Annotated in this window: 23 protein-coding genes; 8 read left to right on the top strand and 15 right to left on the bottom strand. The window is 43.5% G+C overall.

Annotation, left to right across the window (positions count from 1 at the left end; genetic code table 11):
- Positions 1-165: 165 nt before the first annotated feature.
- The 4 genes from MHB46_RS15980 to MHB46_RS15965 all read right to left on the bottom strand — a co-directional run bounded on the left by MHB46_RS15980 (position 166) and on the right by MHB46_RS15965 (position 3,041).
- Positions 166-510, bottom strand: coding sequence for a hypothetical protein (locus MHB46_RS15980; RefSeq protein ID WP_013373571.1), 345 nt, complete (start codon positions 508-510; stop codon positions 166-168).
- A 384-nt stretch (positions 511-894) separates the two neighbouring features.
- Positions 895-1,206: a hypothetical protein gene (locus tag MHB46_RS15975; RefSeq protein ID WP_013312461.1), complete on the bottom strand. Its 312-nt coding sequence runs from the start codon at positions 1,204-1,206 to the stop codon at positions 895-897.
- Between the two features lie 32 nt (positions 1,207-1,238).
- The gene (locus tag MHB46_RS15970; RefSeq protein WP_014278615.1) at positions 1,239-1,535 is read right to left on the bottom strand and encodes a WXG100 family type VII secretion target; all 297 of its coding nucleotides are present in this window, start codon (positions 1,533-1,535) and stop codon (positions 1,239-1,241) included.
- Between the two features lie 39 nt (positions 1,536-1,574).
- Positions 1,575-3,041, bottom strand: coding sequence for a lipase family protein (locus MHB46_RS15965; protein ID WP_341162830.1), 1,467 nt, complete (start codon positions 3,039-3,041; stop codon positions 1,575-1,577).
- A 153-nt stretch (positions 3,042-3,194) separates the two neighbouring features.
- Between MHB46_RS15965 and MHB46_RS15960 the strand changes: the two genes are divergently transcribed.
- Both MHB46_RS15960 and MHB46_RS15955 read left to right on the top strand, forming a co-directional pair.
- Positions 3,195-3,473, top strand: a complete 279-nt coding sequence (locus MHB46_RS15960) for a hypothetical protein (RefSeq protein WP_226887720.1) — start codon at positions 3,195-3,197, stop codon at positions 3,471-3,473.
- A gap of 359 nt (positions 3,474-3,832) precedes the next feature.
- The gene (locus MHB46_RS15955; protein ID WP_341162829.1) at positions 3,833-4,177 is read left to right on the top strand and encodes a hypothetical protein; all 345 of its coding nucleotides are present in this window, start codon (positions 3,833-3,835) and stop codon (positions 4,175-4,177) included.
- Positions 4,178-4,251: 74 nt separating this feature from the next.
- Here MHB46_RS15955 and MHB46_RS15950 read toward each other — a convergent pair whose 3' ends face one another.
- The 6 genes from MHB46_RS15950 to MHB46_RS15925 form a co-directional block, all read right to left on the bottom strand.
- Complete coding sequence (locus MHB46_RS15950) at positions 4,252-4,389, bottom strand: hypothetical protein (protein ID WP_341162828.1); 138 nt, start codon at positions 4,387-4,389, stop codon at positions 4,252-4,254.
- A gap of 25 nt (positions 4,390-4,414) precedes the next feature.
- Positions 4,415-5,809, bottom strand: coding sequence for a hypothetical protein (locus MHB46_RS15945; RefSeq protein ID WP_341162827.1), 1,395 nt, complete (start codon positions 5,807-5,809; stop codon positions 4,415-4,417).
- Positions 5,810-5,830: 21 nt separating this feature from the next.
- Complete coding sequence (locus MHB46_RS15940; protein WP_341162826.1) at positions 5,831-7,852, bottom strand: DUF4163 domain-containing protein; 2,022 nt, start codon at positions 7,850-7,852, stop codon at positions 5,831-5,833.
- A 17-nt stretch (positions 7,853-7,869) separates the two neighbouring features.
- Positions 7,870-8,526: a hypothetical protein gene (locus MHB46_RS15935; RefSeq protein WP_341162825.1), complete on the bottom strand. Its 657-nt coding sequence runs from the start codon at positions 8,524-8,526 to the stop codon at positions 7,870-7,872.
- Between the two features lie 99 nt (positions 8,527-8,625).
- The gene (locus MHB46_RS15930) at positions 8,626-8,952 is read right to left on the bottom strand and encodes a hypothetical protein (protein ID WP_341162824.1); all 327 of its coding nucleotides are present in this window, start codon (positions 8,950-8,952) and stop codon (positions 8,626-8,628) included.
- Between the two features lie 93 nt (positions 8,953-9,045).
- The gene (locus MHB46_RS15925; protein WP_341162823.1) at positions 9,046-9,399 is read right to left on the bottom strand and encodes a hypothetical protein; all 354 of its coding nucleotides are present in this window, start codon (positions 9,397-9,399) and stop codon (positions 9,046-9,048) included.
- Between the two features lie 372 nt (positions 9,400-9,771).
- On the opposite strand from MHB46_RS15925, the gene MHB46_RS15920 reads away from it, so the two are divergent.
- Positions 9,772-10,956, top strand: coding sequence for a sensor histidine kinase (locus MHB46_RS15920; protein ID WP_165177940.1), 1,185 nt, complete (start codon positions 9,772-9,774; stop codon positions 10,954-10,956).
- Between the two features lie 139 nt (positions 10,957-11,095).
- Here the strand turns inward: MHB46_RS15920 and MHB46_RS15915 are convergent, their stop codons facing one another.
- A complete protein-coding gene (locus MHB46_RS15915) occupies positions 11,096-12,052 on the bottom strand; it encodes a nucleoside hydrolase (protein ID WP_061830535.1) in 957 nt (318 codons plus the stop codon).
- 211 nt (positions 12,053-12,263) lie between these two features.
- On the opposite strand from MHB46_RS15915, the gene MHB46_RS15910 reads away from it, so the two are divergent.
- Entirely contained in the window at positions 12,264-12,857 is a 594-nt protein-coding gene (locus MHB46_RS15910) for a hypothetical protein (protein WP_209940612.1), read from the top strand.
- 79 nt (positions 12,858-12,936) lie between these two features.
- Here the strand turns inward: MHB46_RS15910 and MHB46_RS15905 are convergent, their stop codons facing one another.
- Genes MHB46_RS15905 through MHB46_RS15895 form a run of 3 tightly spaced genes read right to left on the bottom strand, consistent with a single transcriptional unit; the run spans position 12,937 to position 16,454 of the window.
- Complete coding sequence (locus MHB46_RS15905; protein ID WP_341162822.1) at positions 12,937-13,545, bottom strand: pentapeptide repeat-containing protein; 609 nt, start codon at positions 13,543-13,545, stop codon at positions 12,937-12,939.
- Between the two features lie 37 nt (positions 13,546-13,582).
- Entirely contained in the window at positions 13,583-14,092 is a 510-nt protein-coding gene (locus MHB46_RS15900; protein ID WP_341162821.1) for a MarR family winged helix-turn-helix transcriptional regulator, read from the bottom strand.
- Positions 14,082-16,454: a helicase C-terminal domain-containing protein gene (locus tag MHB46_RS15895; protein ID WP_341162820.1), complete on the bottom strand. Its 2,373-nt coding sequence runs from the start codon at positions 16,452-16,454 to the stop codon at positions 14,082-14,084. The genes MHB46_RS15900 and MHB46_RS15895 overlap by 11 nt, the downstream gene beginning before the upstream one ends.
- Positions 16,455-16,622: 168 nt before the next feature.
- Here MHB46_RS15895 and MHB46_RS15890 point away from each other — a divergent pair, with 168 nt between their 5' ends.
- Positions 16,623-17,699, top strand: coding sequence for a GGDEF domain-containing protein (locus MHB46_RS15890; RefSeq protein ID WP_341162819.1), 1,077 nt, complete (start codon positions 16,623-16,625; stop codon positions 17,697-17,699).
- A 135-nt stretch (positions 17,700-17,834) separates the two neighbouring features.
- Complete coding sequence (locus MHB46_RS15885; RefSeq protein WP_013312483.1) at positions 17,835-18,008, top strand: aspartyl-phosphate phosphatase Spo0E family protein; 174 nt, start codon at positions 17,835-17,837, stop codon at positions 18,006-18,008.
- Positions 18,009-18,114: 106 nt separating this feature from the next.
- On the opposite strand, the gene cidR is transcribed toward MHB46_RS15885, so the two are convergent.
- Positions 18,115-19,014 (bottom strand): cidABC operon transcriptional activator CidR, encoded by a 900-nt coding sequence (gene cidR / locus MHB46_RS15880; protein WP_245248344.1) that lies wholly within the window; start codon positions 19,012-19,014, stop codon positions 18,115-18,117.
- Positions 19,015-19,145: 131 nt separating this feature from the next.
- Here cidR and MHB46_RS15875 point away from each other — a divergent pair, with 131 nt between their 5' ends.
- Together MHB46_RS15875 and MHB46_RS15870 are read left to right on the top strand one after the other, a co-directional pair.
- Entirely contained in the window at positions 19,146-19,517 is a 372-nt protein-coding gene (locus tag MHB46_RS15875) for a CidA/LrgA family protein (protein ID WP_013312485.1), read from the top strand.
- Positions 19,514-20,191: a CidB/LrgB family autolysis modulator gene (locus MHB46_RS15870; RefSeq protein ID WP_013312486.1), complete on the top strand. Its 678-nt coding sequence runs from the start codon at positions 19,514-19,516 to the stop codon at positions 20,189-20,191. Before MHB46_RS15875 ends, MHB46_RS15870 begins: the two co-directional genes overlap by 4 nt.
- Positions 20,192-20,205 lie beyond the last annotated feature (14 nt).

The raw sequence follows: 20,205 nt of genomic DNA, 5'->3' as shown, positions 1-20,205 counted from the left end.
CCCTATTTTTTTATTATGCACACCTTATGACACAAAAAAGAAAAGTACTCTTGTAAAACAAGAATACTTTTCTTCGTAAACAAAGAATAAGTTGATCCCGCTGCGCGTTATAACAGGTTCTCCCCTCAGATAGATCCGAAGCGAAAAGCCGAATATCCAATTTTATTAGGATTCTTTCAGTATGATGTTCGTAATTGCCCACTGCGTTGCTGAATCATAATCACGCAGTAAAGCTTCTATATCGAGCTCCATATCCTCAATCAGCTTCTCGCGAAGTCTCTTCTTGTACAGCATGGACATTCGGAAATCCACTTCCAGCTTCAAGCCGGGGGCTTCCACTTCCAATGCCGCCGAGCGTGGAGAACGCCGGTGCTTCGCCACAAAGGTAACAATGTTGTTCTCAACGGTGGCCCGCAGCAGCGTGGTCCCGAAGCCGAACAGTTCCTTTGAAACTTCATTGTAAATCTGGCACATCCGCTTCTTGCTTTCGTTACTGTCGAGCAGCGTCATGAACCCACCCTCATCAGCATATTACGTACAATCAATCTTTCAACACGATAGATTATACATAAATATACGATAAATAGCAAACAAAAATCCCTAATCTAATAACATATGATGCGAAAAAGCGAACAATATGTCGAACTTTGTAGCTTTTCAACATTTTGACACTTTTTCATCTAACTCTTAAGTTTTCGAACACTGCTATATTCCCCGCAGGAAAATTAAAGTAGACTACAAAGTCGTTATCGTCACCACTCTGGGAGAATATTTTTTTCTACTACTATATATGTAGTTTTTATTTAAACGCATTTAACCGTACCCCGCGGGAGTCCCCTAGCGATTGTACGGTTTTTTTATGTTATGTAGCTGACTGGCCAGATGGGAACCCCTTCAAGAAAAAGCCGATTGAATCCACGAGGACACTACAAGAGTAGCTGGCCACAGCAGCATAAAGTTAGCTATGATATACGCCTTCTTAAAAGCATAACGATGATAAAAATACCAACAGCTCCATGAAATAAATACTCCTATCGGGTAGCTCATTATGACATAGGCAAAAATATAACTGATGAGATAATCTCCAGCTGTTGGTGCATCGAAAGAAAATACGACCACCATCAGCATGGCCGGATAGGCAAATAGCGTTAAGCCATAAACGATATTCAATATAAGTAAAATGACAAATGCATTTTGATCTTTCATGATGTTCTCCTAACTATTGCAGTCTGCCTGTATCACCATTGTGCAGCCCGTTTACGTCTCTCCTCACGCCGATCAGCTTCTTCCATTTTCCGAATATAACGTTTCAACTGCTCTTTATGATCGTCCAATTCCTGTATTCGTACAGTTGTACCTTGGAGAAACGTCTCCATTTTACGTGTTAATTCAGCAGCCGATTCGCCCCTCCAGTCTTGCAGACGACCATATATATTCCTCATCTGCTGCTCCTGATGCTGAAGTCTTTGCTTTAGCTGCTCGCATTGCTGAACAGCCCTACGCAGATCCCCCAGGCTCAAAGATATTCTGCTCATCTCTTTTGCCTCCCGTTGTGTTCTTCCAGCTGCTCTTTTTTATTGATCCACCATCGTAAATTCCTGGCCCTTGCGATCTATATACTCTGCTATCTCTGTAATCGATTCCTGATACCAGCGATTGATCCGATCCAATGTTGCCGTTGCACTATGCGCAATTGGGGTCAAAGACTGACTTTCACTTGTCCCGATATGAGCCTGAAATAACTGGATGGATGCTCGGGTATCGCTAGAAAATCCATGCAGGCTGGAACGCATCTGGTTAGCCGCATGCTTTAGCTCCTCAGGTGTTAATTGAATTGTGCCTGCATTCTTGTTGCCCACAAAATATGCCCCACCATTAACGCGACCATCTTGTTGTCCTGCTCCCATCAAATTCACACCCAGTGCATTAGCAGCAAACTGCCCGAAGGCACCTAATTGTCCACCGTAACGTTCAACCAGATCGCCCACGACTTGCTTGAGCTCTGTCTGCGCGGCCAGCATTTGCTCGTACGCCTGCACCCGCGGATTACCTTCTACCAATTGTCCATCCATGGTGTACAGTGGATTGCTGATATTACCGGTACGATCGTCAAATGTAAAGTGCGCCATTCTATGAGTATGTTCTCCCCCTATTAAAGAATTATAGAACTTGGTGAATGCATCTTGCTGCATCATAGGCAATGTAATCGGAACATAAACAATAGGAGTCCATTTGGGGCCAAGAATAAGTCTTTCCAATTCGTTTTTTCTTTCCATGGGAATTGAAACAGGAATAGTAAACTTGGCTGCATTGGCAGTCTTATAATCACTCCCAATATGATACGTTTCTCCTACATGTTGATTAGCTTTAGTAGCTCCCCCGCCAACGGTATCTCCGGGATGGGCAAAAGCCACATTTGTTTTCTTAAACTCTCCTGCTTCTACCCTCTTTTGAAGATCCTCAGGTAGTAAGTGTACAATACCGGGAGCATTAAAACTCACGGATGATAATCCGTTCCGTACCGCAACGTACTCTGCTTCGGCTCCTCCAAGAGAATGGCCTGTTGTAGAGATTTCAGCAGATGGATACTTTTTCTTCACTTCATCGTACAAGTTTTGGGCATGCGTAAATTGATTATTTTGATACTGTGTCTCATATTGTTTAAATGAACTTTGCACCTGTGGAGGGAAGGTTTTTACCTCTTCCGGATTATTTACATAATAATCATGAATTTGATTCAGAGTTTTCACCCGTCCACCTACGACATCGTTGATATCCGTTTCCCAGTCCATTGCTACACTCCACTTGGGGCGATCCGGCGGCTCTGTTCCTCTATAACCGATAATCACCTGATTGGTTTTTTCATTATGGAATACAGTCGCATCGAATCCAGAACCGTTCGTGTCATGTAATAGTTTCTCATCAAGTTTTGCTACTTCCCAGCCTGGAGGGGTTTGATCCTTGTAACCCTTTGGATGAGGTTCCCTTTCGTAAGCTTGGTCGGCAAGCTGCCAATATATCTTGTCTTCAATAAATGTCAATGTATATTCCCACCTTGTTTACTAAGTAAATATATTATAAAGTTACATAATAGAGGTAAAATAATCAAAAAGGAGCTCATCAAATTGTATAGAAATTTAAGGATTGCTCTTACAATTATTCTAGTCACCATCCTTATAGGAGGTTGCTCAAGCATGTCCAGTAAGGAAAAGGAAGAAACCGTAAAAGCGGCCACAGCTAGCGGCGTAAAATATATTAAATCCCACTATAATTCCGACTTCACTTTAAAAAAGTATGAAATAGAGGAAAATACCGTTCATGCAAGAATTCATCTTTATGGCTATATAAAAGGAAACAATAAAGATACCATCATTATTTCATATGATTTAGACTCGAAAGAAGTTGTCAATGTTACGGGACCGGATTGGTTTATTGATAGTAGAATTATAGACAAGAATGCACCTTTCTCCTAAAGAAAGCGAGACGTATCTGTTACATAAAATAAGATTCGCTTTATTCAGTAATCAAGTTCACTCTTCCATTCTCAGGAAGTAGTATCATTATAATGTATTATGTTTATTTCGAGTATCAATCGGAATACAAATGAGAACAAAGTCGGAGAGGATTGCATTATTGATCATAATTCATACCTAATAACGATTAGGACTTTGTAACTGTATGTTAGAAGAAATTTGCATATATGAACATAATTTTTAGAGGTTGTATTGAGCTAATCCTTATATTGGCTATAATGATCTATTCTATTATTAACAAACAAAGCAATAAGGTTCCTGGGTATATAATAAGGAGATAATAAGGAGAAGAATACAACTTGAAGAAGAAAAAGGTTCGGGGAAGCATCCTTATATTACTTTCAATCCTTGTCGGAATCTTTTGTTACACGCAATATACAGCAAATACAGAAAAAGAAGCATACGTTCAATCTGGCATACCCATCGGAAAAGAATACATTAAGAAGTATTATAATGCCGATTTTGTTTACCAAAATAACGAGTTTATTGGCAGTTACGTTAACTCTACCGTTTATCTCCGTGGCTATATAAAAGGGCATGAAGGCCAAATCATATCTATTGCTTATGATTATAAAACCAAAGAAGTGATCGACGTCTCTGGACCTGCTTGGTTCATCGATAGTAGAAATCCTAAAAAGAATTAGAATATTGAACCATGATTGCAGAAAAGGCTCCCTAGGAGCCTATTTCAGTCGTCGTTAGTCATATTTAACGCTATTCACCTTTGGGCGCTATGCTTAGTTACATGAATAAAAGGATATTCACCTTTGCTTATTTTACGTTTCCACTCTTGTATCATGTCTTCTTGGGTAGGCGGTTTCTCATTCACGATTGCTCCTGTAGTTACTTTAGCCATGGTTACCCTCTCTTGGTGGTTTTAGTTATTGAGTCTTTATCTTTTCTCCAGTCATTTTGATGTTACCATCCATTTCTACCAAACTCGTTTTACATTTTAAACCGATAGCATCCTTCGCGGTGACCTGTATTGTGTTACCCGCATTGAACACCAGGTTCCCGTCGGCTTTTACACGAATATCCTTTTTGCTTCGTAGTTCAATTCCATGGTCATCCAGTAGTCGAATCACCACTTCATCGTCGTTCCCCGTAATTAAAATTTCATTTTTCTCAAATATAATGGCTTTGCGGTACTTGGTCATAAAGATTTTCGTCGACGGGTCCTTAATAAAGTCACCGCCTTTGGATCTCTTTCGGATCGAGTGAGTTACAATGGCGTCTTTTTCTGTAGAGGTCGGAAAGTAGATATCTACAAAGTCAAACAACTCTGGCATGCAGTACCATCCCGTATTCCCTTCCGATGTATAAAATGTAGCCGTTGGAAAAGCGTAGGTTTCCTTGACGTTAGGCTTGACCTTCTCCATTTCATAAAAGAAAACCTTCACATGATCCTGTTCAATTCCAATAACCTTGGACTTCAGCGAGATGCCACGAATGCTCTCATTTACAATCAAATCCTGTTTCATTCCATCCGATGTGGTCAGCACATATTCATGCCACAAGACACTATGCCGTATAAACGCAACAGACTGCAGGACGTATAAAGTTTTCCCTTTGAATTTGACCTCTGCGCCAATATGCAGTAGAACATCTTTGGCCCCTGTCGTTTGTATTTTGTAATACAAAAGATTGTCGTCCTTGCTGGCCCCTGGCTTGGTTTTTCTGGTCATCGAGTAGTTATACTGTTTGAGCTCACCTTGATTGACACCATCCGGTAATCCAAAATAAAACTGAGGTTTGTCTCCAATCGGATCAGGTATCAGTCCCCAACCAAGCCGAGACGCTATACGTTTCAGAAACGACCAGTCCGTTTCGTCGAATTGCATCGTAAATTCCTGTAAAAGCTGATCTTTTAAGCGGCTCGTACAATTGGCTTTGGGATATGATTTGAGTACATGTTCAAGCAATGCCTGCACCTTCATCTTCACATTTTGAAAAGATTGTCTATGAAGCACTTCATCCAACTGACTTGTATAGGATAGGGCTTCGACGACCAAATAGGCTACATTGGACACCAACTTGATTCTGAACTGCGTGACTAATCCCCTAAATAATACAATCTGCTTTTGATCATCATTCATATAGGAAACAACTAACTTCGCCCCTGCTTCCATATGATCTGTATACTCTTCCATTTGAGCACCCGTTAACACACCTGTCAAAAGGACCTTCACATGCTCATTCATTTTCTGTATAACTTTAACTTTTGGATTTTTAAGAGATAAAACTGTTCCATTATACTTGATGATTGGATATCCCATGTTACCGCTCCTCTATGTCGGTTATTTTACGTTTATCCGTTGTTTGCTTACGTATTGAATGACATCTTTAATGGTTTGATTATGCCCCTGATCGTTAAGAGCCTCATCTAATGCAGGAATTGTGGTAAAAGTTCTATTTTTTTTCTGAAAATAAATGTCCGCTATAGGGAATTCATCAACTCTACCAGGTCCATGAATCCCGTTGTCAACATCGGCAATGATGATAACATCCTTCAATCCATCCTTATTCACATCCTTGAAGGCCACTGCTTCTACTCCTCCGTAACGTGCAACCCACTCACGGTTCCCGTAGAAATCGGGGAATGGATAAAGAATATGTCCTTGGTCATCCAATAGGAAGAAAAAGAATTTACGAAAACCTTCCGGATACCCATATGTGGATACAAACCTTACTTCTCCAAAACCTTCGAGAGTAGTTTGAAAAGACTGCGACTCTTCAATTTCATATTGGTTGGTATCCAATTTTTCACCGCCAACTGTGGAAACAGACTGATCCTCAACAGAACTTAGCTCACTCCATAGTTCCTCATTCCGCCTAATATTCTCTGGAATTTGTAAAAAACGAATCTCATACTCCGCATGGTCCCCTACTACATGAGCCATAGGTACACTCATCCCCAACGAATCATTTGTGAGATAACTAAACGATTCCATTTCTACTTCCGCAAGCGAACCTTTGGTTACATCCGCGTTTGCTAACAATTGAATCAAATCATCTTTTGTGAAATCACCGATTAACCCTTGTTGCTCTGGCTGAACAGCTGTAATCTTCCCGCTTTTTATAAGCTCAATAAAAGGTTTCTCGACCTTTACCAGGTCCCTCAATCTTATTCTTGAAGCCTGCTTCATATCCAGATTCGTCGTATAAAACATATGACTAGGATAGGCTGCGTCCTTCACATAACGAATACCCGTATATTGAACGCTCAAGAATCGTTCACTTTGTCGTTTGATCTCATAATCAATTTCAACATGGACTCCAGAATTGGAATCCGCATAGTTTTGTAATCCTTCTAAAGCATCAGTCTTAAGAATTTGGTTTAAATATTTTTGCTTTGCAATATCCTTGAGTTTTGTAATTTGAGGGTATTTAATCACGATCCCATGTTCTGAATATTTCTCTTGAATGAGTTCATAGCTTTGCTGTTCACTAGTATTCGAGGCGGTGCTATACTCAGAATCAATACGGACTTCTCCACTGGTGGAGAACTCAATGATAAAGTTTTGTTCAGAATCATCACTGTTTATGAAGAAACCATCGCCGTGGTCTAAAACTTCGATACTCATGCTATCATGCTGCCGATTCTCTAAAACAAACTCATCTATATCCTCGTTCAATTCCCACGCATCCGGAAGCTTTATCTTATCTGTTACTATTTCTTTCTGTGTCCATTTTTCCCCGGAGAATTCCCACAACGCAACAAATACGGGGTCTGGATGATATATTGAAACATATCCCCCTAACAACAGCTGTATTCCCTGGTCTGAATCCCGAACCATAAAATCTGTAGCTAATTCTGGCCCGTCTTCCTCAAGCATCTGGGCGTGTACAAGTTGCTTCGAACTCCACCACTGAATAAATGTGTATTTATCTCCGATCGTACCTGTCACCGTTTTAGGTGCTCTATAATTCATAACCCTAACGTTTAGCTGCCCGCTTTTTAACGGAAACGATTTTGTTAAGATAGTGAGATTATTCTCGAACTTTTCTACTAATTCTTCATCCTTCATCTCTACACTTTCAGGCTCGTTTAACAACGAATTAAGTTCCTGTATGAACTCCTCAAGCTTATTTTGTCTGGTATCAGAATCCTTATTTTCATCGTTGACTATACGAAGTTTTTGAACTAATGCATCCAACATTTCCGAATAAGAAATCGTTTTAACGTCATTTTGAAGAGAAAGCGTATGATTAGTTTCTGCTTTTGAAGAATCATTCTCTTTCGTACATCCGTTCATTACTACACAGGAAATTAGTAGTAACAGGACGCAACATATACGACCGCCCTTTAAATGATTCATGCTGGATATCACGCTCTCTACAATTTATCATTTATCTCTATACTCATAATCTTCCATTTATCTGACTGTTTTTCTAACGTAAACGTAATTTCCTTTTTCGCTCTTTCTTCTAATGAATTATCTTTTACCAAAAATATTTTTCGGTTATCATTGCTACTAACCTCATTAATACTCAGTTCCAACACCGGGTAAGATAAATATGCTAAACCGGAAAGATCGACAGCATCCTCAAAATCATACGTTTGCCTTGCTGCCGGATCGGCAAGCTGGTCCATTTCAGGAAAAGGTAAATCAAACCACTTCATAAGATAATCAACTTCCAAGTAGTTCAATATCACAGCCTTAGGATCGCTTGGATATGCAAACTTTTTACTTTTATTTTTATACAAAATCTCCTTTTTTTCAGGTCCTGTTCCATCATATTTTTGATAGACCACGATGGTATGCTCCTGAGTGTCGCTAAACTCGTAATAATCGACACTTTCAAATACACCATCATGGTCGGTATCTTTTAACGTTCGAATTCCTTGTCCAGTAGCATTAGGAAAATCAGAATTTATACTCTTGATATGATTATTTTCCAAGGTGTATATGGAGAATCCCTCTGAATAAGCCCCTCCGTCGCCTATAGAGTATACAACGATAAATTTTTGATCTGTTTGGTCCAGCTTCATGATTTTCACATCTGTATTTATATGCACAACTATAACCGGGTCCTCTAGTTTATCAATGATGAGATACCCATCATCATCCTCCCGGACTACAAATATGTTTTAAATCTCCTCTTTTTCTAATCCAAAAGCAAGCACATATTCCGGCTTTCCATCACGGTCTAAATCTTCTTTTATTATTTTTTGAAGATGCTCATCCTTGGGTTGAATTTTCTTTATAAACTGATCTAATGTGTCAGAATCTTGCACAGTATTTTTTCCAGTATCATCCACAGTAACTTCACTAGAACCTTCCGTTATGTCAGGACTATCAACAGTTGGTGTAGATGATTTAGGAGCGATACTTTTTACCTCGGCCTCTTTGTTCACACCACAACCACTAAGAATTAAAATAACTAACACAAGTACAAACAACTTCTTATTACTCACACTTTCCCTTCTTTCAAAATCCCTATTTTATAATAACTTGATTACCTTGATGAAGCCTGTGTAGGTTCAGGGCAAGCAGCTGCAGGCATATTCTTATATACGGGGCTCCACTTCTGCTAAAAAGCTGAATGCCCAGCCTGCATCATAGATTCCATAACAAGGTTGAGGATCAAAGAACCAATTTTTATCATAGGCTTCGACGACATAGTTATAGTTACGGTCCATCAGATACGTGCGCCTCATAGAATAAGTAATGTATCCGATCCTCGTCTTGGCCACTTCTGCAGAATGGGCTTGCAGGCAGATCGATTGAAAGGATTGAATAAAAGAAGATATGAGCTCTTCTTTTCTTTGTTCATACAAAGACGCTGCTTGATGTAATTTCTGGTTCAACGCATCTTCTGCATAGGTCTTAAGGAAGTGTTGTAGGGCTTCCTGTCTATTCATAATTCCACCTCTGAACCTATTATATAGAATATTTACATGATATTACTGGTTCTATCCTCCTATTTTATTACACAATTTTCATATCATGAGATTACATATGAATTTATGAAAATAGAATGAAAATAATCATACATTTTCGTGAATGTGTAATAATACAAACAAAAACCTTCCCAGAAAGGCTAGCATTAGACCTAAAAAATGAAGGTTTGCGCAAGCGAATAGGTAAATGGAAGTAGAAAGATCGGTTTATAATGAAATAATCATGTATAATTAATGATACGCTCCAAAAACACATTCAGAGGATCGGGAATGGGATACACAAACTGCTAAAGTTTTTGGATAACCACCACTTTGCATCAGGATTGGAGATACATGACTACTTCACCTACAGGTTTTTATAATAGTATTCAAGAGGCTACCGCGCATGTCATTGATGTGTTGAGTGATATTTTGCATGTAAATACCATTTTCATTGCCGCTAATGATGGGATTACGAATGTAATCGTTGATTCATTTAACCGGGAAGAGATACTCGTTAAGAAAGGGGATGTGCTCCCTTTTGAGCTTAGCTATTGCAGTCTGGTGTTGGACCATCCTGCAGATCACCTCACGATTTCAGAAACGACTATTCACCCGCACACATGCGATTTAGATGTGACTAAAACCATGGGAAACCACTCATTTACAGGAATCCCTATTCGCATGAAAAATGGTCAGGCTTACGGAACCATTTGTATCTTGGACGCGCCATCTGTACATTTGACAGAATCCGAATTGAAGGCCCTACAGGCTATGGCTGTATTTCTGGGTTATGTGGTGGAACTGGAGAAAGAAAAGATAGATGCTGAGATCTCTGCCCTGAGCAAGCTGGATTTGATCTCTTCCCTGAGTAATAAAATTCGGTTTTCGCTAACCGAAATATGGGGAGCCACCGACCTCATGCTGACGACGGAGTTAACAGAGGAACAACAGCAATATATGAGCATCATGGAGTCGAGCAGTCGCTCGCTTATGACGTTGTTGAGTAATATTTTGGATTACAGCAATATAGAGTCCAGGCAGATCGATGATATTGAAGATCCGTTTGATCTGAGAACGATGATGGAAAATGTATTGAGTCTGTATACAGAGGTAGCTGCGCGACGAAATCTAGAGTTGAAGCTCGACTGGAATCTCACCAGCTCGCCTATTTTTATCGGGGATGAGGCTAAAATTCGCCGTATGCTGATTAATTTGGTAGATAATGCAGTGAAGTTTACAAGCACAGGAGCCGTCACTTTATCTGCAACCACCCGATCTGTGACCGATGCACCTGAGGTTGAACTGGAATTAAAGGTGAAGGATACTGGAATCGGTATATCTCCGAATAAATTGAAATTGTGGCTTGAACATGACCGTGGGTACTCCCCCTCATATGGCAATCCAGGATTGGGTTGGCAGATTACCAAACATCTATTAAAACGAATGAAGGGTAAGATGACAGGGAGCAGTGAACCTGGTAGCGGGACGGAGATAACGCTCCAGTTCACTCTGAAAATATACCAGGAGTCTGCCTGAAACAGAGATTAGCTTGTCATATATAGAGCACATCATGTAATAGAAGCCCGTGACGCATAACGTCATGGGCTTTATGTTATGAGTACGTGTCACTAGGCAGTATTATCACCCTATGCCGCACGTTTGTGCATAGTCAGACTTAGTAACGTTTGGGAGCAGCTAGCTTGGCCAAATCGGCCATATACGTAAAAAAGGCTTCTGGATCTGTATCGTATACCAGGTTCACAGGACGTCCCTCTGCCTGTTCCACCGTTCTGCCCTGACTTGGACCTTCTGCGATAACGCTGCAATGCACCGTCTTTTTCTTGACAATGTCCGGGCGTCCTACGGATGCAGTGGTCAGTACATCCCACAAGTAGTAGGTTGAGTTCGTTTCGCTATAGACGAGCGGCGGACATCCAGCATAGCAATTACCCAAGAAATCCACGCCTTCATATCGGCGCTCGGCCGCCCAACGATTGCGTACTGCTGGAGTTAATGGCACTTTGCTTGTGCTTTCCAGCGCTACCAGATCAATCGTGATGCCGCTTTGCCACACCCGATATGCCGCTTCTGGGTCCCAGAACACATTCCACTCTGCTGTGCCGTCATGCTCCGGCTCCTCCACATTCCCTTTTTCAAAGGTGCCACCCATCCATACCAGCTTTTCAATCTTTGCTTCAATATCCGGTGCTTCATCCAGCGCCCGCGCCAAATCGGTTAGCGGTCCAGTGAATAGCAACAGCGTCTTACCTTCAGCTCCGCGTACCTTTTCGATCAGATGCTGATGAGCTGGCAGGGATGAAAGCGGTGCTTCCATTCGCCCCGATTCATTCAGTACCGGTAATGCATCCACATAGAAGGAATGTAAACGCCAAGCAGCAGGAAACGGATTTTTACCGCGTGAATTAGACTTTGCGACTTCCACAGGCCCTTTATTTTGTCCAAAACGATCAATAATTTTACGGCTGGCATCCGTCGCAGGCTCCAGGTAACCATCTGCTGGAATCACCGATACTCCGGTCAAATGAACCTGCTCCATCTGAAGCAGCATAAAAAGGGATACTAGATCATCCACTCCACCATCATGATTAAAATAAACGTTTGTCTGACTCATCTGTCTCTTCCTTCCTTTATCCCCGTAAAACAGGCTTGTTCTTATCGGCAACCACCCTTCATTATGCCTGATCGCTTCACAGGAGTAAATGTGGGATAGTGCGTGAATCAGGGATTTTTTGCTTACTCCCTGCTTAAGATAGGTAGAAATGTGTGTAATAACAGGGTAGAATCATGGGTCCTAATCGGAAGCGTATGAAGGAGAGATGCATATGACAGCCCGAACAATAGAAGAGTTGGAGCAGATCCGTAAAGAATGTAAATCCATGGTGACGAAAAGGGCTGCGGCTTCGGGTGGAGCGGTATTGGTTCCAGTTCCAGGGGCTGACGTTCTTGCTGATGTTGGCATTTTGATGCAGCTGCTGCCTGCCATTAACGGAAAATTCGGATTATCTGAGAAGCAGCTGGAAGGTCTGGACGCAGAAACAAAATCCATGGTGTATGGTTTTATCACCTCGATTGGCAGCAAGCTGATCGGGCGACTCATTACCCGTGAAGTCATCGTGCAGATTTTGCAAAAAATGGGCATTCGGATCGCTACCAAGCAGGTTAGCAAGTTTGTCCCCCTTCTGGGGCAAGGGCTAGCCGCGGCAATTGGCTTCACTGCCATGCGAACCATTGGTAATCGGCATGTCGATCAATGTTATGAAGTAGCCAAACGCTTGCTGGAGCAGCGAACTGCCGCGGATACCGCGCGCAACTGGACAGTTCCACAGCAGCCTCTAGAGCCTGTGGGAGTTGATCATTTGCCAAACCGGGACCCGGGAGCAGCGATTCCACTACTGCCGGCACCCCCTAAAGATTAAGTTCTTCACATTCGAGTCAACCATCCATTTCACCGCACGGGGTACCGCAGATCGAGACGGGTCCTGTATCCCGTGCTTTTTAGCCTTCCACCTTGGCTCCATAGGAGCGGGCCACCGCTACTGCCTGCTCGATATCCAACTTGGCTCCGGTGATGTCCAGATCTTTAAAATTCACGCCATCCATCTTCGCACCGCGCAGGTCTGTTCCTTGAAGATGGGCTTTGTGCAGTCTTATCCGGGTAAGATCCGCCTCCCGCAAATCTGCTTTTTCCAAATTGCATTCGGATAAGTCGGCTTCCTTGAATCGTATTTTTCGCAAATCTTGTTTTCTTAAATCTGCATGACGCAAATTCGTATAAGACCAGTCTCCGCCCGTAATTGTGATACCATCCATATTCGCCCCCGCAAAATCTGAACCTACCAGCTTGCAGTTTTCAAACCGGACTACAAACAAATTGGCGCTGGTGAACAAACAATTGGTAAAAGCCGACTCCTTGTAGTGAGATGCATTCAGAATGGCTCCGGTAAAATCACAGTCCACAAAAGTACAGCCTTCTACAAGCGACTCATTCATCTCCACACCCCGAAAGCGACATCGGGTAAACTCACAATTTCTCCACTCGCCTTCTCTGGCATTCATTGAGCCAAAATCACGGGCTTCATAGACCTCATCTGTATAAAAGAACATGTTCTCTCTCCTATTCCTTACTCCCTATATTAGGAACTCAGCATTTCGGCAAGGACCGCTCAAAACCGCCCTTCATTTTTCCCAGTAAACCCTTCATCATCTTATGGTCCTGTGGCGTAAACTCAGACATACACGACCGAATCAACTTCGTATAATAAGGGACTATCTTACTTAACAGCTCTTGTCCTGCCTCTTTTAATCCGACAGTCACCATCCGTCCGTCACTCTCATGAGCCACACGTTCAATCATGCCATCTCGCTCTAATCCGTCGATCAGCCCCGTCATGGTTCCACGCGTCACATCAGCTTTTTCCGCCAACTCTGATGGTGTCATGCGATGCGGCGAGTGGCAATGCAACAGGCTAAGAACAATAATCCGCCCCTGAGAAGCCCCCAACTTGCTAAGATCCGTATCCATTTCTCTGAAAATACCATTAGCCAAGCGCGCAAATGTCACAAAAGTCTCTATATTATCCACTTCGGCATCTTCATGTCCAAAGCTACGCAGCACCCCGCGTATGGAGTCATTATGAAAATTAAAGTTCATAGTCTATCCATTCCTTCCTTAATCCCGCTTGTTCCGTCAGACGGTAGCTTTTCCATTCGTCAGGCAGCAAAGAAGCATATGGTTCCTTGGCAAAACGATCATCTACCAGGACCAGCAATCCTTCGTCGTGCTCTGTGCGAATCAGTCTGCCACCTGCCTGAAGAACCTTGTTCATTCCCGGATATACATACGCATAGTTGAAACCATTCCGTCCCTGTTCCGAAAAATAATCCCGCAGCACATCCCGCTCTGCTCCAACTTGCGGCAAGCCGACGCCGACGACCACTACCCCATTTAAGCGATCCCCAGGTAAATCGACACCTTCAGCAAACACACCACCCAATACGGCAAAGCCAAGCAAGGTGTGCTCTTGCCCAGGCTGGAAGGCCTCTAGGAATTGATCCCGCTCTGGTTCGGTCATCCCCGGGCTTTGTACCAACGTATTTGCGGACACGTCCCGAAGCATGAATTCCTCATACACCTCACGCAGATATGGATAGGACGGGAAAAATACAAGGATATTTCCTTTCCGTTCCACAACCAATGCAGCCAGCATATCCGCAATCGCCCCTTTGGAACGCTCACGATCCCGATAACGGATGGAGAGCGGCAGCAGACGTACATCCCACTGCTCCTGATGGAAGGGCGAAGGAACCTGTAACGTATAATCTTCCTCGTTTGCTCCGAGCATGTCCCGGTAATAAGCAAGCGGTGTCAACGTTGCGGAAAAATAAATGGCTGAGCGGTAGCCCTTAATAGCTTGTCCCAGCAAGTGAGAAGGATCGAGGCAGAACAGCTTGACCCTCACTTCACTGCGCCCTGCTTCCACATAAGTAACGTACCGTTCATCATATAAAGCAGCAATGCGCAGCATATTCTGAGCGGTAAAATACGTATCTAGAAGCAATGCATAAGCCGTACCCTCACCGCTTGCGTGGCTTGTACTGCCCCCCGTCACCAGTTCACGTTCAGCTGCTTCTACAAAAGGCACCAACAGCTCCAGTACCTCTTGCGGTGCTGCTGTCTCCACTGCTTTTCCTGTATCTGCATATTGCTTGCGCAGCGTAATCATATGTGCGTTCACTGCACTCGCAGCTGCAGCAATCTCTGGGCTTAGCAACTTAAATTCTCGTTTCAGTTCCAAAAAAGAAGATTTCAAAATTTCCGCCGAAAACATGTCCCGGCCGCGTTCTACCAGATTATGCGCCTCATCCACCAGTACAACACCTTTTCGCTTGTGCTCCTCCAGCAATCTTTTCAAAGAAATCCGTGGATCGAAAACATAATTATAATCACTGATTATACCATCCGAGGCATACGCCACATCCAGCGAAAATTCAAAGGGACATACCTTATGCTTGCGCGCATAATGCTCAATCACCGCCCGGGTCATTAACGTCTCGTTCGCCAAAATATCGGAAACCGCACCGTTGATCCGGTCGTAATAGCCCTCGCACATGCTGCATGATCCAGCATCACAATCATTTTCATCCTTGAAGCAAATTTTATCCTTCGCAGTCAAAGTCACCACATGCATGTGCAGCCCTTGAACCTGCATTTTGGCATAAGCCTCTTCTGCTGCTGCCCGAGTGGTGGTACGAGCCGTCACATAATATACTCGTCTCACCAACCCTTCGCCGATCGCCTTAATCGCAGGAAACAAGGTGGATACCGTTTTACCAATACCTGTAGGTGCTTTGGCAAACAGGTTAACCCCTTCGGCAATCGTCTTGAACACGGAGCCCGCGAGCGTTCGCTGACCCGAACGATACGTGTCAAAGGGAAAGTTCAACATAGCAATGCTGGCATCCCGCTTTTCCGCATGTGCTCTCAGCAGGAATGCATACGGTGCATAACCAGCAATCATCTCCTTTGCGAAAGCTTCCAGCTCAGTAAAGGATAGTTCTCGTCTGAATCGGCGAATGTCTTCACTGTGTGCCTGTACATAAGTAAGCTGGACCTGCATCGAATGATGTTGTTCCTCACGAGCAATCATATAGGCATACAGAAATGCTTGTGCCCAGTGTACAGGTTGGCCGTCACCCTGAATATCTTCGAGTGGCAAAGAGGTCGATTTAATTTCATCGACCGTCCATACGCCATCCAGCTCAATCAGTCCGTCACAGCGGCCTTCAATGATAAACAATTCATCCTTATACGGAATTTCTGTACGTAAATGTACCTCTTTGCGGTCATGCTCCTTGTAACCTTTCTGGATAACCTGATGCACGCGAGTTCCTTCGAGCATACTGCTATTCGATCGAAAGCCGCTATGAATGCTGCCGCTCCGATGCACATATTCCACAAGTGGACGCACCGATATGTGAATTGGTTCCTTCATACGATCACCCGTTCCGGTCATAGTCCTTTCACTGTACCACGTAGATAAACGAAACGTAAGGGACATAAGAATCGTTTGTATTCAATTGGTATTCACTCATGCCTACTTTTTACCGAAATATAGAAACGAGGCCTTTTGCTTTATTCCCCACGATACTACAACTCTCATTTCAGCATAAAGGATAGGGATATGTTAAAAGAATTAATTAACAATTTTGCGTTATTAACAAGCTTCTTATTCTTTGGAAATTTATTTTTCCGGAAATATGAACGTTACCTAAAAAAACATATATTCATTTATCGGGTAATGAACGGTTTAATGCTGGGTCTGTTTGGCATTCTGTTAATGATGACCGGTTTATGGGTCCGTGGGCACTTTGTGGTCGATCTGCGCCAATTGGCGATTATCATATCTGTTTATATGGGAGGATCGGTATCCGGTCTGCTGACCACCTTGATCATAAGCCTGTACCGTATTTACATCACAGGTGGTTGGACAGATGTTTCTCTGACTGCTGCCGTCAATTGTTTCATGACACTGGGCATTTCACTTATCTTTATTCGAGAAAAAAGCCTAACACTCCGCAAGTGGATGTCGGCCGTACTTGGAGCTGCTGTAGTGTCGCTGTTATCTACTTTCTTTGTAGTTAACCCTCCTGATAATGAATCTATGATAATAATCACAACTATTAAGTTGCTTGGCGGCCTGTTCACTTATTTTATGATGTCCTATATCAAAAAAACAGAACGGGCTGTTCATCTACTGGAAGAAGCTGCAAATCGGGATCATTTAACCGGACTCTACAGTCCACGTGCTTTCGATGCGCTATTCGATGAGGTCTTTCATACTTCCAAGACTACAAAACAACCCTTTGGACTCGTGATGCTGGATATTGACCACTTTAAAAATATTAATGATACGTATGGTCATTTGAACGGAGATACCGTCTTAAGCCAATTGGGAATGCTGTTAACCCGGGAATCTACAACGAGGGCGTACCCCTCCCGTAAGGGCGGAGAGGAATTTGCCATTCTGATTGGAAATTGTGATAGTCAGAAAGCAGCAAGCTTTGCCGAAAAAATTCGGAAAGCTGTGGAAAATGAACGTTTTCTTTTGAATGACGGAACCTCAATCTCGCTAACCGTATCCATCGGAGCAGGCAGTTCACCTGTCATTGCATCGAGGCACTTACTGGAAAAGTCAGATGAGGCATTATATGAAGCTAAGCGTTCAGGACGCAATCAGGTGAAACTGGCAAAACCATAGATATTAGTCGCTAAATGTCAGGAAAGCTGGATTATTGTTAATAAAAAGTGGTAAAATGGAAATAACATCGTTATCAAAAAAAACTTCTGCCGCTAGTGGAGACATGCCTTACAATCGACATGGGGGGTGGGCTTTGTGAACCTCGAACAATTGGAAAAACTCATGGAAAAAGAACGCCGTGAACTGAATCGCATGGCTGACTTACACGGATTAAAAGATGAACGTGTATTGGACAAATCCTCCAGACTTGACCGTATTATGGACAAGTACCTTCACACCAAGCGTGCAATAAACCAAACACACTCATAGAAGCAAGCTACATCGCTGCCCCTCAGGGCAGCTTTTTTTATGATGTAAGCAGTATTCGTCCTCCTTCGGTACACATCTGCATCGTACTCACCTTCTCGCGGACTGACTACTTCCCGCCATATTCCGTCCGCAACAATTGCTGTGTGAACGATATCCATTCTCTGGCTGCAAAGGACAGATAACGATCGTTCCGCCAGATCATCCCCAAATGCCAAGGAATGACGGGGTCCACCAATGGAAGAACACGCAAACGCTCGGAATCCAGATCTCGGCATATAGCCTCCGGCAACAGCGCTACTCCCAGGTTTGCAGCAACCATTTCGCTAATCAGATCCCATTGTGAGCTTTCGTAGACTACACGCGGTTGAAAGCCAGCACGAACACATTCCGCAATGATACGGTCATGCAGCGTAAAATCCTCACGAAACAGTACAAACGCCTCCTCCGCCAGCGCAGATAACGGTACCTCCTTGCACTCTGCCAATGCATGCGTAGGATGAACGAGCAAATTCAGCTTTTCCTCCACAAACAGAAATGTCTCAAACATATCTCCAACCGCAGGCAGCACAATCACCCCGATATCCAATGCCCCGGCTTCTACGTCCCGTTCCACTTTCTTCGCCCCGTCCTCAAATAATTGAATGGTCACATCAGGATATGCCTTATGGAATTCTCCAATGACACGCGGAAAAAAGCTCGATCCGACCATAGGGGGCAGGCCAATACGGATATGTCCCTTTTTCAGGTTCATCAAATCACTCAGCTCCGAGGACAGGCTCTGAAAGGACTTTACAATCGCTTGTGCTTGAAGCTCAATTACCTTGCCCGCGTCCGTCAGTTCGATTCTTTTGCCAATTCGGTCGAACAAAGCGACCCCCAGTTCATCTTCCAGACTTTTAATCGTCTTACTGATCGTCGGCTGGGTAATAAACATGCTCTGGGCTGCCTTTGTAAAGCTACGCAACCGCGCGACTTCCAAAAAATATTGTAAATGTCGGATATCCAAACCTACACCTTCTCCCATAGACAAACGGAATAGATTACATTCTTTATATGCATTTTACTCATGAAAGCTTGTGATGTAAAATTTCATTACAGTTTGAAAATAACCGATCTCAAAGATAGGAGCCATTATATATGAAAAGCTTCATACGCGGTGTCCTCCAGATCGCCGTCCTGATGGCCTTTTCGCTCATCCTGAACGCGGTAGTCTCCTGGCTCCACCTGCCTGTACCCGGTAGTATCATTGGTATGCTGATCCTTTTTATTCTGCTGCAAACCGGCTTGGTCCGGCTAAGCTGGATTGAAGTTGGCGCAAACTGGTTGCTTGCCGAGCTGCTATTATTCTTTATTCCCTCTGCTGTCGGCGTTATGAATTATTGGCCGATGCTAGAACACGATGGTATGAGTATCATGCTGGTCGTGCTGCTCGGCACCTTTCTGGTGATGGCCTGCACAGGTATGGTCGCCAGTCTGCTTGGTAAACGAAAGGAGCATAAATCATCATGACCGGTCTTCTATGTATTGTATTGACACTCGCTATTTACTGGATGGCCAAACGCATGTACCGCACACTGCCCAAGGTGTATTTGTCTCCATTGCTCATTACACCTATTGTTATCATTTTGATTTTGACGCTGACGGGTGTGAACTACCGTTCTTATAATTCGGGCGCTCACTTGCTGTCCATGCTGCTACAGCCAGCTACGATTGCATTTGCTGTCCCTTTGTACCGATATTTCCCTGTGTTAAAAAAACACGCGACTCAAATCGTGCTTAGCGTGCTGTCTGGGTCTGTTGTAGCCGTGTTGTCCTCCATGGCGCTTGCCAAGTGGATGCATCTGAATTCTTCGCTGCTGAGCAGCCTGATTCCTCGCTCCATTACGACACCCATTGCGATGAATGTATCGCAAACGATTGGCGGCAATCCGACGGTCACGGCTGTATTCGTTATTCTGACCGGATTGAGCGGTCTTATTATCGGTCCGATGATTGTAAAACTGTTCCGTATCGAAAATGAAGTCTCACGTGGGGTGCTGCTCGGTACCGGTGCTCATGGTACTGGCACTTCCAAAGCCTTCGAGTTCAGTTCGCTGACGGGGACGATATCCAGCATCTCGATGGTGCTCGCCGCTCTCTTTACCTTGGCAGCCGCCCCGTTCCTGTTCCACTTGATGCTGTAAACAATCTGTATACA

Origin of the sequence: Paenibacillus sp. FSL H7-0703 (genome assembly GCF_038003485.1) — a bacterium.
GTDB classification, from domain to species: Bacteria; Bacillota; Bacilli; order Paenibacillales; family Paenibacillaceae; genus Paenibacillus; species Paenibacillus polymyxa_B.
The sequence above is the reverse complement of the archived record's forward strand: the minus strand, read 5'-3'. Positions and strand labels throughout refer to the sequence as shown.

Coding starts and splice junctions, on each gene's coding strand:
- MHB46_RS15980 (WP_013373571.1), bottom strand. CDS start 510: ATGACGCTGCTCGACAGTAACGAAAGCAAGAAGCGGATGTGCCAGATT.
- MHB46_RS15975 (WP_013312461.1), bottom strand. CDS start 1,206: ATGAAAGATCAAAATGCATTTGTCATTTTACTTATATTGAATATCGTT.
- MHB46_RS15970 (WP_014278615.1), bottom strand. CDS start 1,535: ATGAGCAGAATATCTTTGAGCCTGGGGGATCTGCGTAGGGCTGTTCAG.
- MHB46_RS15960 (WP_226887720.1), top strand. CDS start 3,195: ATGTCCAGTAAGGAAAAGGAAGAAACCGTAAAAGCGGCCACAGCTAGC.
- MHB46_RS15950 (WP_341162828.1), bottom strand. CDS start 4,389: ATGGCTAAAGTAACTACAGGAGCAATCGTGAATGAGAAACCGCCTACC.
- MHB46_RS15945 (WP_341162827.1), bottom strand. CDS start 5,809: ATGGGATATCCAATCATCAAGTATAATGGAACAGTTTTATCTCTTAAA.
- MHB46_RS15940 (WP_341162826.1), bottom strand. CDS start 7,852: ATGAATCATTTAAAGGGCGGTCGTATATGTTGCGTCCTGTTACTACTA.
- MHB46_RS15935 (WP_341162825.1), bottom strand. CDS start 8,526: ATGAAGCTGGACCAAACAGATCAAAAATTTATCGTTGTATACTCTATA.
- MHB46_RS15925 (WP_341162823.1), bottom strand. CDS start 9,399: ATGAATAGACAGGAAGCCCTACAACACTTCCTTAAGACCTATGCAGAA.
- MHB46_RS15920 (WP_165177940.1), top strand. CDS start 9,772: ATGACTACTTCACCTACAGGTTTTTATAATAGTATTCAAGAGGCTACC.
- MHB46_RS15915 (WP_061830535.1), bottom strand. CDS start 12,052: ATGAGTCAGACAAACGTTTATTTTAATCATGATGGTGGAGTGGATGAT.
- MHB46_RS15910 (WP_209940612.1), top strand. CDS start 12,264: ATGACAGCCCGAACAATAGAAGAGTTGGAGCAGATCCGTAAAGAATGT.
- MHB46_RS15905 (WP_341162822.1), bottom strand. CDS start 13,545: ATGTTCTTTTATACAGATGAGGTCTATGAAGCCCGTGATTTTGGCTCA.
- MHB46_RS15900 (WP_341162821.1), bottom strand. CDS start 14,092: ATGAACTTTAATTTTCATAATGACTCCATACGCGGGGTGCTGCGTAGC.
- MHB46_RS15895 (WP_341162820.1), bottom strand. CDS start 16,454: ATGACCGGAACGGGTGATCGTATGAAGGAACCAATTCACATATCGGTG.
- MHB46_RS15890 (WP_341162819.1), top strand. CDS start 16,623: ATGTTAAAAGAATTAATTAACAATTTTGCGTTATTAACAAGCTTCTTA.
- MHB46_RS15875 (WP_013312485.1), top strand. CDS start 19,146: ATGAAAAGCTTCATACGCGGTGTCCTCCAGATCGCCGTCCTGATGGCC.
- MHB46_RS15870 (WP_013312486.1), top strand. CDS start 19,514: ATGACCGGTCTTCTATGTATTGTATTGACACTCGCTATTTACTGGATG.